Below are 13981 nucleotides of genomic sequence, written 5' to 3'. Positions count from 1 at the left end.
ACACTACATCAGTTTTCACCATACCAAACGCCTAGCCGAGGCCGGTGTCGAGCCTTCCGTGGGCAGCAAGGGCGACAGCTACGACAACGCTCTGGCCGAGACGATCAACGGCCTGTACAAGGCCGAGGTCATCCACCACCGCACTTGGAAGACCCGCGAGGCCGTCGAGCTCGCCACGCTGACCTGGGTCTCCTGGTTCAACAACCACCGACTGATGGGGCCGCTGGGCTACATCCCGCCAGCCGGGGTCGAGGCAAACTACTGGCGCCAACTCGCCGAACAGTCAGCCGCGGCGGCATGAGCACTTAAACCAACCGGCCTCCGCGAAACCCGGGGCGGTTCAGTCGAGTGCACCATCATGGAAGCAGTCTTTGGGGTCGGCCATCACGCTGGCACTGTGGCTTGGGGCAATGTGGATCGTCAACAGACTATTCTGCTGGATGCCTTGGCGGTGGATGCACAGCCTGCGGACCTGAGTAGCCGCACAGATGCCACTACGATACCGACACAGTTGTGTCGGGCAGGCGTTTTCACGCCACACCGATGCGGAAGCCGTAGGCGGTGTTTGTGCCCCAGTCGGCCACGATCGCAGTGCCCTGATCGGCGGCTACCACGAGGCCGACCGGGCTGCGAAGGTCGCCTGCAACTACCCGCGTGCTGCCATCCTTGGATACCTGCTTCACCTCGGTCCCGCCATAGTCGACCACGTACACCGAATCGCTGTCGGCGATCGCGATACCCGGACCAGGCTGCAAGAACTCCGTGGACACGGTGCGCGCCCGACCGTCCGGTCCCGCGAAGGACACGCCGCCGTTGATGTTCGAAACGAAGTAGCTGCCGTCGGGCAGTTGGACGGCGCCGACGGGGGTTTGAAGCTCGCCCTCAACGGCAATGGAGAGCCGCCCCGCGGCATCGGCTGCCAGCACCTGATTGGTCCTGCGGTTGGCTATCAGCAAGCGCCCCTTCAAATCGAAGGACAGCCCGGCTGGCGTCGCGAGTCCTCGCACGAAGACCTCCTTCTGCCCGGAACGGCCGAACCTCCACACCAAGTCGCCGCTATACGAGGCAACGTAGATCTCGCCTCGCGGGCCGAGGGCTAGGCCAGACGGGCCGGTCAGGCCTTCGGCGACGACCGATGCTTTACCGTCGGCATTGATGGCGAGCACCGTGCCGGCGCTCCAGTTGGCCACCAGCAGGCGACCGTCGCGGTCGAGCGCCATGCCTACGGGCGAGGACAACCCCGTGGCCACCACCCGGTCGCTGCTCCAGCGGTTGGGGGCCGAGTGGGCGTGGGTGCACAGCAGGGGCAGCATCGAGGCCATGGTGTACAGGAGCCTACGGCGCGCATTCATACAGCATCCTCGGCCAGAACGGACGACCCCGCGAGCAGCAGCGACTGGTCCGGGTCGGCTCCCACATACAGGCGGCGCCAGCTGCGCGCTTGCGCAATCGCGCCGAGCTCTGGGTCTCCGATCACCGCCACCGGACGACCTACGGCCTCCAGCATGGGAAGGTCCGATGCGTCGTCGCCGAAGGCCCAGCACTCTGCGGCCTGCGCCGTTCCCCGCGCGAGGAACGCTGTGATCGCGACGGCTTTGCCGGTGCCGATCGTCTGCGGCGCCTCGAAGCGGCCCGTGTACTTGCCGCCGGCCTGCAACAGCCGCGTTGCCAGCACTTGGCGCACGCCTAGGTGCTCGGCGATAGGTTGCAGGATCTCAAGGAAGGAGCCTGACACGAACACCGGCTCGACGCTCCTGGCGCGCAGGTTGCTCAGTTCATCGAGCACTTCGGGAATGAAAAGGCCGGGGTCAGCCAGTACGCTGCGAGCCCACGCCTCCGCGCAGGCGGCGACGGCTTCGACCGAACGGCCGGCGAAGAACGCGTAGTAGCGGCGGTTGACCAACTCGCGCGGAGACCCGTTCTCGGTGAGCGCTCGCAGGATGGCGGAGACATCCTCGAACTCGTCGCCGACGGCGCCGCTGTGCGACGGCAGCCACCGGCGATACCAGTAGTCGTGGAAGCTGAACATGCTCTTCATGTTCAGCAGCGTGCCGTCGACGTCGAAGAAGGCGTAGGCATGGGGCATGGCAATAGTCCCTGAGAAGTTGGTGGACGGGATCAGGACGCGGTTCGGCGTCGGCTGAGTTCGGGGAAGGCGGGGTTCGAACCCAACACGCCGGCCTCGCCCCAGCGGTTCTGCGCGATTTCGTGAATGACCACAACGATCTTGTCGAGGGGAGCGCCGGAGACCTCATGTACGGTCTGCGTCACGGCCTCGATCAGGGCCTGGCTCTTCTCGTCGCCGAGCGTCGGCCAAGTAGTGATGGAGATGAAGGGCATGGTGGTCCTTTCGATCAGGGAAGGGTTACGAACTCGCCGAACGAGCCGGCTCGCAGCTTGAGCTGCGCATGAATGTCGCCCCCAAGGCCGAACCAGCCGATGGCACCCCCGCGGTTCATCTGGTAGCTCATCCACAGCACGACGACATTGACGATCCGGTTCGCACCGGGCGTGCCGGCTGCCGGGAACGGGTTCGGCAGCACGGCTTGGTAGCGCCCGTCGCCGTACCCGTCGGTGACGAAGACGTTCGGCACGCCCAGCGGTCCCGGCCGGGTTGGCCCCGATGGATCGAGGTCGCGCTGGCGCAGCGACATGACGGTGTAGAGGCTGTCGGGAATCAGCCCGGAGAACGCGAAGTCGAAGGCCGCGGACCGCCGATCCTGGGCGATGCTTACCGCGAGCTCGCCGCGCGCGCGGCACCACGCGCCGAGCGTGATAGGCCCTTTCCGTTTCGGGCCATCCTCGGGGCGAAGGTCAGGAATGGGCACTTCGTGGAGCGGGTAGCTCGGTCGCGTCAGCGAGCCGGCATCCGGGCACTGCTGCGGCGCGAAAACCATTGGGTAGTTGTTGCACGGTAATGGAAGCGGCAGCGTGTGTAGGACGATCGCCTCGTCGGCGGGCGTCAGCGTCTCGTCCAGTTCGCGCACAATGTCGTAGGGCAGGTTCTCGCCGAATGCAGGCACCGCGCTGGAAGCCGAGACGACGGCGCTCGACCAGTCCGAGCGCAGCGCGCCGTCGCTTGCGCGCCGGTTTACTCGGCCGATCACAATAAAATTGCCTTGGGCGTCCATTACCTCGCTCGGCGGGTAGGTCGGCCCCTGCGTGGTGACACTCAGCTCGAAGAGCTTCTCGTTGTCCATGTCTTTCTCCCGGACGTCTGCACGGCTCAAACCGTGACCAACTGCAGCACGGCGTGGGGAGTGGCCGAGGACACCGCTTCAACCGGCTGCGGCGCCTCCGATTCCTGGGGCTGCCGCTCGAACTGCAGCAGAGCCAGCGCCTGTTGCTGCTCTTTCGCTTCGATCTTGCTGGCGTGGAAGGCCGTGAAGGTGAACTCCACCTGGGTGACGCAGGCGCCGCCCTGCAGCACGGAGACAAGGGTCTCGAAGCGCATACGGGCCGGGTTCCCCGTCTCCTTCGAGACGACCTCATAGCGCAGCGTCGCGGCCAGCGGGAAGACGAACCCGGTGTATTTGACGTTCGCGCCATGGATCACGAAGTAGTAGCGATCGTGCACGGCCTGGCCAATGAAGTACTCCTCGGTCACGGCGAGGAACATCTGGCGCGCCGCCTCGATCAGGATCATCCCCTGGATGTGCTGGCCGGTCTGGTGATCCGCCATCAGTTCGCTGCGCTCGTCGAGCAGCAAGGCCGCCTCGAAGCAGTCCTCGGTCACCTGTGCCGGATGCGAGATGATGGCGTTCTCGATGCGGTGCTTGTGCGTCTGCAAACGGCTCGCGCGCACGCCGCGGCGCAAGATCGGCTGCACGTCGATGCCCTGCGCCTTCAGCGCGTGGCGGGCTTGGTCGTGGATGGTCTGCAGATCGGCCTCGCGTACGCCTTGGCCGGCGACCAGGCGGCTGCCCGGCGCAAGCCGCTCGAAGTTGCTGGTGCGCACCATCTCGGCGAGTTCGCCGATCGTGACCACGCCCTCGTTGCGCGCGAAATCGCGGAACTTGTTGCCGACGACAAAGATGGTTTTCATCTGATTCCTCCGCTTGGAAGGTGGAGCTATCCGTGTCCGCATCACGGCACGGTCGTTCTGTCTCCTGCAATGCCATCGGTCCGGATGGTCTCGTTGTGTATCAATCCACCCGCGCTACGTTGTGCAACAGCCGCAGGGGGCAATTCGTGGGTTGCGTGTTCAGGCGCTCGGCAATGGGGCAGTGCGTCGGGAGGCGCCATCGCTCGCCAGGAGCGCCAGACTCCCGGCGGTGGCGGCCAAGCATGCTGTAGTGACGCCGTGCCAGCCGGCGTGCTGCCAAAGCGGTCCAAGTACGGCGCTGGCCAAGCTACCCGCGCCCAGGCAGGTCAGCAGGTACAGCGAGGAGGCCGATCCGCGTCGGTCGGCTGGCACGCGCTCGGCGATGCGCACGAATACCGCCGGCTGGCAAACGAAGGTGCCCAGGAAGATCAGGAACAGGCCGAGACCGGCAAGCGGCGTCGTGTCGGCTAGCGCAAGACAAGAGATGGCTAAAGCCACGATGCACAGGCCAGCGGTGCCGACCGCGAGCGAGCCATAGCGCGCCGTCAAGCGTCCCGAGACTGGCGCGCCGACGATCGCGCCCAGTCCCAGCAGGCTGATGGCGCCGATCGTGGCGCTGTCGAGCGCAAAGGGCGCTTCATGCAGCCGAAGGGTCAGGAACGTGACGGTGCCCAAGTAGCCAAAGAACAGCAGGAAGCCGGTCGCGAACAGCCGTAGCAGCTCGCTCGAGGCCAGCATGCGCAGCGCGCGTCCATAGGTCTGCACGCCGGCACCGCCCGTGTTTGCCAGCGTCTCTGGCGGCAGCAAGGTCAGCAGCGCTGCCATGACCAGCAGCATCAGCGTGCCGGCTATCTGTGCGCCACTCAGTCCGGCAGCGGCCGTCAACAGTCCCATACCCGCCCGTCCCAGTGTGATGCCAAGGACCGAGGCAGCGATGATCAAGCCGAAGAAGGTGCCGAGCTGCTCCTTGCGGGCTAGTCGCGGCAACAGCGCGAACATCGCGACCGGTACCGCCGCCGTCGAAGCGCCTTGGATCGCCGAAGCGGCGAGGAAGGCCGGTGCGCTACTCGTGATCGCCGTGATCGCCGTGGCCGCTGCCGCGATCGACAGCCCCGCCGCGGCCAGCCAACGAGCGCTGACGACGTCTGACAGCGGGCCAAGCACGAAGAAGGCCAAGGCATAGGCGATGCTGCACACGCTGAAGGACAACCGAGCGTCGCTGAGCGGGATGCCGTACTTGGTCGCAATGTCGCTGAAGACGGCTTGCGTGGAGTAGACGATCGCGACCGCGCAGCAGGTTGCCGCGCAGGCGATCGACACGGCCAGGCCTGTGCGGAAGGAGGCGGACGTGCGCATGGTTCTCTCTCCTAAACGGCCGCGGTGGCGCCGCCGTCGACGTTGAGCACGGCGCCGCTGATGTGGGCCGCGCGCGGTGAAAGCAGGAACGCGACCGCGCTGGCCACGTCCTCGGATTCGGCGAGACGGCCCAACGGCACTTTGGCCTGAACCGTCCGGTCGACTTCTTCGGCCGTGACGCCGAAGCGCGGCGCGAGCGCGCGGCAGATCTCGCCCCATAGCGGTGTGCGCGTCGCGCCGGGGTTAACCACGTTGACACGTACGCCATGCGCGCCAAGGTCGCGCGAAATCGCCTTGGCAAAGCCCGCGAGGCCGCAGTTGACGGTGCTATTGATCGGGAACAACGGATCCGGCTCCTGGCTGAACACGCCGTTGACGATCACGATGCGGCCGCTGCGGCGTTTGACCATCTCAGCGGCGGTGCTACGCGTCAGGCGGACCGTGCCGAGCAGCTTGCCGTTGACCGTGTCAACCCACTGGCGCTCCGAGCTTTCGAGCAGCGGCGCTACCGGACCGTCGCCGGCCGCATGCACGAGGTCCGTCACCGCGCCGAATCGCGCGGCAATCCGTGCCAAAGCGCCGTCGACGCTGGCGGCATCGCCGATGTCGATGACCTGGGCGGCAAGGCGCTCGGCAGCAGCGCCCTCGGCGAGTTCGGCCCGTGCGGCCTCCAGCCGGGCGGCGTCCCGGCCCAGCATAACCACGCGCAAGCCATCGGCGAGCAGCGCGGCGCAGATCGCCCGGCCCATGCCGCCGGTCGCGCCGCTGACGAGGGCCAGCCGGTCGAGGCTGTTCTGGTGCGGGGGCTCGTTCATGGTTCGCGCGCTCATTCGCTGGCCACGTGACGGTAAATCCGCGTGTACAGGCCGTTGTGGCCGCCGGTGATGAACTGGTCCCCGGCTTCGCGCACGATCTGCTGGTAGCGCGTCGAGCTGAACACGGCGCCGTAGCGGTCGACGTCGCCCGAGAAGCCGGAGACGAACATGACGCCGGGCTCGGTGCTGATGGCTGAGTGGTAGGCGAGGAAAACCTCGACCTCCGGCGCGCCGCGCACCACGTCGAAGATCGTCCGTTCACGCCAAGCGCGGTAGTCCGCGAAGTTGCCCGGCGGCACTTCGACATGCCGCAGTTGCACGTAGGGCGTGGGCGGCAGCGCCGCGGCCGTGTCTTTGGGGGCTTCGACAAAGGTCAGCGACTGGCGGCGGAAGTCGCTCGCCAGGTCCTGCCCCAAGCGGTCCCATGCCACCTGCCACGACATCGCGAGCGTCGCTGCAGCATTCAGGGTCTCCAGCGCAGCGAGCTCAAGCACGGCGCTGTCGTCCAGCGCCGTATAGATCCTGCGCTCGCGCACGGTTGCCGCGCTGGGCAGGGCATTCCACGCACGGGCGACGCGCAGCGCTGCGCCGGGCTTCGGCGTAACTTCGGTGATGAGCAGGACGGGAGTGGACATGACGTGCCTTTCTGGAGTGGAGAGGGAGGCGATTCGGCCCGATGGCGGGCTCACGGAGGGGAAGCGGAAGTCGGCGCGCTGCCGGTCGGAGCGGTTCCGCGCTCGGCGAGAACTTCCTTGGCCACGAGCATCGCGTTGATCGCCGCCGGGAACCCCGCGTAGGCGGCGGTGTGGATCAACGCCTCGACCAACTGCTCGCGCGTGCCACCGACGTTGAGCAGTCCGTGGATGTGGACCCTGAGTTGCGGCGCCGCCGTGCCCAGAGCCGCGAGCAGTGCGACAGTCGCCAGCTCGCGATCGAGCAACCCGAGACCGGGCCGGGTGTAGATGTCGCCGAAGCCAAACTCGACGATGAAGCGCCCAAGGTCGGGCGCCAAGTCCGCCAGCGACGCAACGATCTGTTCGCCGACGTGCCCGTCGATGCGGCGCAGTGCATCCCAGCCACTTTGGTAGCGCGCGTCGCTGCCTGCCGCTGCCCGCGCATCCTGCTGCGCAGGGGTGTGGGCGATGCCCCGTTCGGCGAACACTTCGCGCGCGGCGAAGACGCCGTTGAGCCCAGCGGGAAAGCCGGCGTAGACGACTAGGTGCAACATCAACTCCACGAGCTCGGTGCTGGTTGCACCAGCATTCAGCGCGCCGGCAAGGTGGAACTTCAACTGAGGGCGGGCATTGCCCAGCGCGGCGAGCGCTGCGACGGTGACGAGCTGGCGCTCCTTCAGCGTCAAGTGGGGGCGAGGGTAGATCTGGCCGTAGACGAAGCTGATGGCCAGGCTGGCCAAGTCTGGTGCGACGTCCGCGAGGGCTTCGATGATCGACGGCCGATCAGTGGCTTCCAGCCGGCACAGGCAGTCGAGACCTATGCCGTAGTTCGCGTCTTGGGAGACTTGATGAGGGTTTTCCATGGCCCAACAGTAGGTCCGCTGACGCGGTCAGGCCATTGCTTTTTTTCTGATACCTTTGAAGTATCAGTGCGAAGGGAGATCTCGTGACTCAGCAACTGAATCTCAGACAGCTCAAGTACTTCGTCGCCGTGGCTGAAGAACTCAACTTCCGGCGCGCGGCCGAGCGGCTGTTCATCACGCAGCCGCCGCTGAGCCGGCAGATCCAGATGCTTGAGGAGGCGGTAGGCGCCCGCCTGCTTGATCGCGATCGCGGTGGCGTGCGCCTGACCGAGGCGGGGGAACGCTTCCTGGCAGACGCAAGAGCCCTGCTGCGCGAATCGGAGCAGGTAGTGAGGCGCTTCAAGCCGTCGGGTGTTGCGGACAAGCTTCCACTGCTGCGGGTGGGCATCACGACTGTGGTCGACGTCGGGCTGTTCGCCGGAATCGAGCCGGCGTTCGAGCAGCGGTTCCCCGGTATGCGCATTAGCACCAAACGCCAGATCTCCGCGCATTCGATCCGCGACCTCAATCAAGACAGGATCGACATTGCGGTGATCGGGCTGCCGTCGAGAGCGGACGGATTGACCGTCGAGCCGCTGTTCGACGATCCGATGGTCGCCTGCATCTCATCCAGCCATCGGCTGGCCAAGCGCCAACGGGTCTCGATCCTCGACTTGGGAGACGACAAACTGTTTTGGTTCGAGCGCAAGCTGAACCCAGTCTATTACGACTACTGCGAGCGGATCTTCGAGCGGGTCGGCTTCTCGCCGCAGCGGATTCGGGAGCCGGCCGATCATCACGTTCTGCTTGGACTGATCGCCGAAGGCCAGGGGTTCGCGCTGGTGCCCAACTCGTTGCACAACGTGACGCGTAAGGGCGTGACGTTCAAGAAGATTGTGGAAGGGGACCAGCTATGCATCCGCGTCGGTGTGGCTTATCAGGCGACCAACTCAGATGAGCAAGTTCAGGCGCTAGTTTCGATGCTCAAGGAATGGTTCGCGGCGCGTAACGCTAGGCACGAAGCATGAATGAGGCACGCCTTGCATTTCTGCCCATATGACATATGACAGGAGGCACCGTCAGGCAGGGTGGCGGACTTCAATCGGAATCAGTGACGGGTTTGAACTGGAACGGTTGACGCTGTTGAAGCGGAATCGCTGGTGGTTTTGCACTGGAATACGCAGCAGGCATGCCGATGGCCGAAGTGTGCCGCAAGCACTGCATCAGCGCATCGACGTACCACGCGTGGAAAAGCAAATACGCAGGCGCGACGGTCTCGGACCTGACACGCATGCGCGAGCTGCAAGCGGAGAACGCCCGGCTCAAGCGCTTCTACGCCGAGAAACCGGCCACGCGGTGAACCGCCCCGGGAATTGAGGAGGCTCCAACACTTGAGAAGATGGAGCCATGAAGAAGACGAACAAGTTCTCGCCGGAGGTCCGAGAGCGTGCGGTGCGGCTGGTGCAGGAGCATCGCGGGGAGTACGCCTCGCTGTGGGCGGCGATCGAATCGATCGCGCCGAAGATCGGCTGCGTGCCGCAAACGCTGCTGGACTGGGTCAAGCAAGCCGAGAGTGACGCAGGTGCGGGGCCGGGGGGTGGCTACAGCCGAGGCGCAGCGCATCAAGGAGCTGGAACGCGAGGTCAGAGAGTTGCGCCGAGCCAACGAGATCCTGAAGCTGGCCAGTGCGTTTTTCGCCCTTGCCGGATCGACCGCCGATTGAAGTGATGTACCGACTGGTGGACGAGCATCGGGATGTCCACGGGGTCGAGCCGATCTGCCGAGTGCTGCAGATCGCCCCGTCGGGCTACCGGCGCCACGCGGCCCGAAGTCGAGAGCCCGAGCGGCGCTGCGCGCGAGCCCGCCGCGACGAGCTGTTCATGCCCGAGATCGAACGGGTCTGGCACGCCCACCGGCGGGTCTACGGCGCAGACAAGGTCTGGCGCCAGCTCCAGCGCGAAGGGATCGTCATGGCGCGCTGCAGCGTCGAGCGGCTGATGCGACGACTGGGTCTGCGCGGGGTCATCCGGGGCAAGGCGGTTCGCACCACGGTGCCCGACGCCAAGGCGGCGTGCCCGCTCGACAAGGTCAACCGGGTCTTCCAGGCCGAGCGGCTCAATCAGCTGTGGGTCTGCGATTTCACGTATGTCTCGACCTGGCAGGGCTTTGCCTACGTGGCCTTCGTCGTCGATGTCTTTGCTCGCTGCATCGTCGGCTGGCGCGTGAGCCACTCGATGCGCACCGACTTCGTGCTCGACGCGCTGGAGCAGGCCCTCTACGCCCGTCAGCCGGCAGCCAACGACGGGCTGATCTGCTATTCGGACCGTGGCTCGCAATACGTCAGCATCCGCTACACCGAGCGCCTGACCGAGGCCGGCATCGAGCCCTCGGTGGGCAGCACCGGCGACAGCTATGACAACGCCTTGGCCGAGACCATCAACGGCCTGTACAAGGCCGAGGTCATCCATCGGCGTCCATCGTGGAAGAGTGGCGAAGCTGACCTGCCCCCATTTACCGTACCAGCGATTCATCAGGAGTCCTGGGTTTGAAGGTTACTGGATCTCGTTGTTTGCGGGAACCAGGTGTCGAGCAGCATCGCCAGCATGCCGGCGATGCTGCTCGGCGAATTGCGCCGGGGGTATGCGTCCGATGCTGCCGTGCGGCCTCACCTCGTTGTAGTCCTGCCGCCACCTGGCGATCTCGGTACGGGCCTGATGCAGCGTCTCGAACCAGTGCTCGTTCAGGCACTCGTCCCTGAAACGCCCGTTGAAGCTCTCGATGTAGCCGTTCTGCATCGGCCGCCCCGGCTCGATCAGGATATGCCTGATGCCATGGCTCTGCGCCCAAGCCATGAAGGCCCGGCTGGTGAACTCCGGGCCGTTGTCGGTTCTTACCGCTGATGGGTAGCCCCGCCACAGCGCCGCCTGGTCGAGCAGGCGCGTCACGTACTGGCCGCTGATGCCGTAGTCGACTGCAATCTCTACCGCCTCGTGGCTGAAGTCGTCGGCTACCGTCAGGCACTTCAGTCGCCTGCCGTTGGCCAGGCTGTCGCTGACGAAATCCATGCTCCACACCTCGTTGACTTTGGTGGCGATGTTCAGCGGCGTGCGCTCGGCTGGTGGCCTGCGCGCCTTCTTGTGCTTGCGCACGGCCAGGTTGGCTGCGCTGTACAGCCGGTACACCCGCTTGTGATTGACGCCCGGAAACTCCGCACGCAGCAGGTCGTGCACGCGTCGATACCCGAAGCGCCGGCGCACATGGGCGATCTCGACGATCCTGGTCTTGAGCGCCTCGGTCTGGGCGCTGGCCACCGGCGGGTGTCGGTAGCTGTCTCGGCTCAGCCCCACAAGCCTGCAGGCCCGCCGCTCGGACAACTGATGCTGCGCAATCAGCCGCCCGATGGCCTCCCGCTTGGCCTGTGGGGCTATCTTTTTACCCCGAGGACGCTCTTGAGCGCGTGCATGTCCAGGTGCGCCTCGGCCAGCAGGTGCTTGAGCTTGGCGTTCTCCGCCTCCAGCTCGCGCAGCCGCCTCGCATCCGACGCCTCCATGCCGCCGAACTTGGCTCGCCACTTGTAGAACGTCGCATCCGAGAACCCGCCCTTGCGGCAGATCTCCGCCACGGCCACTCCGGCCTCTGCCTGCTTGAGGAACCCGATGATCTGTTCCTCGGTGAACTTGCTCTTCCTCATGTCCGCCATTCTCCTGGTTGGCGGACTCCTGCTACTTCAGCTTGGTACGGCTGGCGGGGGGCAGGTCAAAGCAGTCGAACTGGCCACCCTCGAATGGGTCGCCTGGTTCAACCATCAGCGGCTGCTCGAACCTATCGGCTACATCCCACTGCCGAGGCCGAAGCCAACTACTATCGACAACTCTCCCGTCAAACCGTCAAGGAGGCGGCTTGACTTAACCCAACGGGCCTCTACGAAATCCGGGGCGGTTCAAAGTTTGAGGGGATGCGCGGGTCAGGGGGTGTCGGGGAGGCGGAACTGCACGTACCCTTCATGGCTCTTTGCCTGAATGCAGCGGGAGGCGAAATAGACACATTTCTTTGCATCATGACGGTCAACAGCCTGTGGTGCGCCACGTTGAGGAGGTACACCAACCCACGGACTGAAGCTCAGTCACTGACCATGAAGAAGCTGCTTGCTGCCCTGATCGCCTCCCTGTTTGCTGTCGGCGCCTTCGCCGCTGACGCTGCGCCGACCGCTGATGCGGCTCCGGCTGCCGCTGCTGCTGCACCGGCCAAGAAGGTCCACAAGAAGCATCACCACACCAAGAAGGCCGCTGCCAAGGCTGAAGCTGCTGCTCCGGCGGCCAGCAAGTAAGCAGCAACCTGCCGACTGCATGCTCGAGGGCCCCCCTGGGGCCTTTTGTTTTTTCGGGGCTGCTCGCAGCCGGCACCTTTCATTAGCGGCTCCGCGCCCGAGCTCGGCGTCGGTTTGTCCGACGGCTTGAGCGGCTGCAGGTTCTCTTGGCAGCGAGCCTGCAGATCTTGGCGCGGTTGACCCCTGATCGCTTCATCGTGACCAGGGGTTTTTTTCGTCCCGTGCCGCCACACCGGTCATTGACACACCGCAGGCCACCATAACGCCGCACGGGTACCCTGCCCTAGGGCGCTCTGCATTCGCAGGCAGGCGCCATGCCGCTCGGCGATTTCGGCAGCGATGGCCAGGCCCAAGCCGCTGCCGTCGCCGCGCTCCAGTGCCTGTTCTCCTTGATAGCCACGGCGATGGCAATGCTTCAAATCGTTGGCGCTCATGCCGGGTCCTTGGTCAGTCACCGCGATTTCCACCCAGCTCGCGTGCCCTCACCCGCTCGAGCCAAAGCCTGTGCGACCTTGCCGTCGTGCTTTGCGGCCTCGAGCACATTGTCCCGACTCAGCCAGTGCGCCGACAACACCACGTTGCCTTGATCCGGGCTGAACTTGACAGCATTGCTCACGAGATTGGACAGCGCCCGCAGGATTTGTCCCGAGTCCGCCAGAACTTGGGCCTCGCAGGTTTGCCCGATGGAGACTACCACTCCACCCTGCGCCCCCTTGATCTGGTACATTTTTTGCGATTGACGTAGCAGCTCCGATACCTGTTGCGCGGCCAGATCCCGCGGGCTGCTCGGTGTAATCCAGTCGGTCTGCAAGGATTCGATAAGCGAGCGCATCTGCTCATTCGCTCTGCGCAGGCGCGGCGCCACGGCCCTAGCGGTATGCTCAGCTGGTTTGGACGTCAGGGTGACCGCGCACAACTGGGTCACCATCATGGGGTTTCTCAGGTCGTGCGCCACGCCTGCCACAAGTCGCTCTGCGTGGCGAATAAGTTCCTCCCTATCCTCTGCGGCCCGGCGCCAAGATTCCAGGCTGACTCGGTATTCCAGTTCGCGCTGGAAAGATATGGCCAATGCCTCTATGGTTGTTTGATCGCGATCCGTCCATGTCCGCGGCTGAAAGTCGACGCAGCACAGCGATGCCACCACATGGCCCTGGATGCGGACTGGCGTGCCCAAGTAGGCCGCGATACCCATGCTGTGCACAGTCGGCACGTCACACCAAGGCGCTCCCATGCCACGTACGTCCGACAGTGCCAGCGTGCTACCGGCAGCGTGGGTGTAGTGGCAAAAGGTCCGGCCAGTGAGTTTTCGCTCGCTTGCGAAAGGCTCTCCAGCGCCCTCCAAACCCTTATAGAAGTCAAAGTCCTCGCCAATCGCGCCCAAAAAGGCCACCGGGGCCTGCAAAAGCGTCCGGGCCAGACTCACCAGTTCATTGAGGGGCTCGTCCCGACCATGGCTCAACAACGCCAGGCCGTGCGCCAGCCGTATCCGGGCAGGATCACGAACAACCGAATCCACCACTTCCTCGGTCAGCACCCAATTAAGAATGCCATCGAGACTGAGACGCGGCCGCCCATGCCGGAGGTTGTAATCCGCTGGCAAATCTAGGCGATCCCTTTCCATCATTGGCTCCTTGCATATTCTAAATATGCGCGTTTTTGAAGTGGAATACCAACCCGAAAAATAAATGCACGACGTCCGGCTTGAGCGATCCCTGGAGGGCGTGATTATAACGAATCGGGCTAGGGATGCTCTGCAAAAGTCGCCGCACGGCGTGCATGAACGCTGAAATCGAGGCCCTCTGATGCCCAACGCGCCAGAAACGAGCATCGCCAGCAGCCTTCGAGGCCGCTTTGCCCGTTTCCGGACGCACTCATGCCCACGCTCCCTGGATTCGCCGCTTGGCGATCCACAGATTGGCCAG

Annotated in this window: 15 protein-coding genes, 3 pseudogenes and 1 other annotated feature; of the genes and pseudogenes, 6 read left to right on the top strand and 12 right to left on the bottom strand. The window is 64.9% G+C overall.

Features of this window, described 5'->3' with window-relative positions; translation table 11 throughout:
* Positions 1 to 4: 4 nt before the first annotated feature.
* Positions 5 to 301 (top strand): annotated as a pseudogene (locus HNQ01_RS20635) (integrase core domain-containing protein); the annotation flags it as partial.
* Between the two features lie 229 nt (positions 302 to 530).
* On the opposite strand, the gene HNQ01_RS20630 reads toward HNQ01_RS20635, so the two are convergent.
* The 9 genes from HNQ01_RS20630 to HNQ01_RS20590 all read right to left on the bottom strand — a co-directional run bounded on the left by HNQ01_RS20630 (position 531) and on the right by HNQ01_RS20590 (position 7753).
* Positions 531 to 1322 carry an NHL repeat-containing protein gene (locus tag HNQ01_RS20630; RefSeq protein ID WP_173807400.1) on the bottom strand — a complete coding sequence of 264 codons (792 nt, stop codon included), beginning with the start codon at positions 1320 to 1322 and terminating at the stop codon, positions 531 to 533.
* Between the two features lie 26 nt (positions 1323 to 1348).
* Positions 1349 to 2086, bottom strand: a complete 738-nt coding sequence (locus tag HNQ01_RS20625) for an HAD family hydrolase (RefSeq protein ID WP_173807399.1) — start codon at positions 2084 to 2086, stop codon at positions 1349 to 1351.
* A 32-nt stretch (positions 2087 to 2118) separates the two neighbouring features.
* A complete protein-coding gene (locus HNQ01_RS20620) occupies positions 2119 to 2340 on the bottom strand; it encodes a tautomerase family protein (RefSeq protein WP_173807398.1) in 222 nt (73 codons plus the stop codon).
* 14 nt (positions 2341 to 2354) lie between these two features.
* Positions 2355 to 3200, bottom strand: a complete 846-nt coding sequence (locus HNQ01_RS20615) for a hypothetical protein (protein ID WP_173807397.1) — start codon at positions 3198 to 3200, stop codon at positions 2355 to 2357.
* Positions 3201 to 3226: 26 nt separating this feature from the next.
* Positions 3227 to 4045, bottom strand: a complete 819-nt coding sequence (locus tag HNQ01_RS20610) for an AfsA-related hotdog domain-containing protein (protein WP_173807396.1) — start codon at positions 4043 to 4045, stop codon at positions 3227 to 3229.
* Between the two features lie 159 nt (positions 4046 to 4204).
* On the bottom strand, positions 4205 to 5401 hold the full coding sequence (locus HNQ01_RS20605) for an MFS transporter (RefSeq protein ID WP_173807395.1): 1197 nt from the start codon (positions 5399 to 5401) through the stop codon (positions 4205 to 4207).
* Between the two features lie 11 nt (positions 5402 to 5412).
* Entirely contained in the window at positions 5413 to 6216 is an 804-nt protein-coding gene (locus HNQ01_RS20600) for an SDR family oxidoreductase (protein ID WP_173807394.1), read from the bottom strand.
* 11 nt (positions 6217 to 6227) lie between these two features.
* Positions 6228 to 6851 carry a hypothetical protein gene (locus tag HNQ01_RS20595; protein ID WP_173807393.1) on the bottom strand — a complete coding sequence of 208 codons (624 nt, stop codon included), beginning with the start codon at positions 6849 to 6851 and terminating at the stop codon, positions 6228 to 6230.
* A gap of 50 nt (positions 6852 to 6901) precedes the next feature.
* Complete coding sequence (locus HNQ01_RS20590) at positions 6902 to 7753, bottom strand: carboxymuconolactone decarboxylase family protein (RefSeq protein WP_173807392.1); 852 nt, start codon at positions 7751 to 7753, stop codon at positions 6902 to 6904.
* 83 nt (positions 7754 to 7836) lie between these two features.
* Here HNQ01_RS20590 and HNQ01_RS20585 point away from each other — a divergent pair, with 83 nt between their 5' ends.
* From HNQ01_RS20585 to HNQ01_RS20575, 3 genes and pseudogenes are all read left to right on the top strand, one after another.
* Positions 7837 to 8760: a LysR family transcriptional regulator gene (locus HNQ01_RS20585; RefSeq protein ID WP_173807391.1), complete on the top strand. Its 924-nt coding sequence runs from the start codon at positions 7837 to 7839 to the stop codon at positions 8758 to 8760.
* 161 nt (positions 8761 to 8921) lie between these two features.
* Complete coding sequence (locus HNQ01_RS20580) at positions 8922 to 9092, top strand: transposase (RefSeq protein ID WP_173807390.1); 171 nt, start codon at positions 8922 to 8924, stop codon at positions 9090 to 9092.
* Between the two features lie 47 nt (positions 9093 to 9139).
* A pseudogene (locus HNQ01_RS20575) lies at positions 9140 to 10230 on the top strand (IS3 family transposase); the annotation flags it as partial.
* Positions 9419 to 9534, top strand: a sequence feature (AL1L pseudoknot). It overlaps the preceding pseudogene by 116 nt.
* Positions 10231 to 10284: 54 nt before the next feature.
* Here HNQ01_RS20575 and HNQ01_RS20570 read toward each other — a convergent pair.
* A protein-coding gene (locus HNQ01_RS20570) for an IS3 family transposase (RefSeq protein ID WP_173807389.1) occupies positions 10285 to 11423 on the bottom strand; the annotation gives its coding sequence in 2 pieces (ribosomal slippage) (positions 10285 to 11162 and positions 11162 to 11423; 1140 coding nt in all).
* Positions 11424 to 11490: 67 nt separating this feature from the next.
* Here HNQ01_RS20570 and HNQ01_RS20565 point away from each other — a divergent pair.
* Both HNQ01_RS20565 and HNQ01_RS20560 read left to right on the top strand, forming a co-directional pair.
* A pseudogene (locus HNQ01_RS20565) lies at positions 11491 to 11636 on the top strand (IS3 family transposase); the annotation flags it as partial.
* Positions 11637 to 11864: 228 nt separating this feature from the next.
* The gene (locus tag HNQ01_RS20560; RefSeq protein ID WP_173807388.1) at positions 11865 to 12059 is read left to right on the top strand and encodes a hypothetical protein; all 195 of its coding nucleotides are present in this window, start codon (positions 11865 to 11867) and stop codon (positions 12057 to 12059) included.
* 236 nt (positions 12060 to 12295) lie between these two features.
* On the opposite strand, the gene HNQ01_RS20555 is transcribed toward HNQ01_RS20560, so the two are convergent.
* Together HNQ01_RS20555 and HNQ01_RS20550 are read right to left on the bottom strand one after the other, a co-directional pair.
* Entirely contained in the window at positions 12296 to 12493 is a 198-nt protein-coding gene (locus tag HNQ01_RS20555; protein ID WP_173807387.1) for a sensor histidine kinase, read from the bottom strand.
* A gap of 17 nt (positions 12494 to 12510) precedes the next feature.
* Positions 12511 to 13680 (bottom strand): sensor histidine kinase, encoded by a 1170-nt coding sequence (locus HNQ01_RS20550; RefSeq protein WP_173807386.1) that lies wholly within the window; start codon positions 13678 to 13680, stop codon positions 12511 to 12513.
* Between the last annotated feature and the right edge of the window lie 301 nt (positions 13681 to 13981).

It is taken from the genome of Sphaerotilus uruguayifluvii (genome assembly GCF_013294065.1).
Taxonomy (GTDB): domain Bacteria; phylum Pseudomonadota; class Gammaproteobacteria; order Burkholderiales; family Burkholderiaceae_C; genus Sphaerotilus; species Sphaerotilus uruguayifluvii.
The sequence above is the reverse complement of the archived record's forward strand: the minus strand, read 5'-3'. Positions and strand labels throughout refer to the sequence as shown.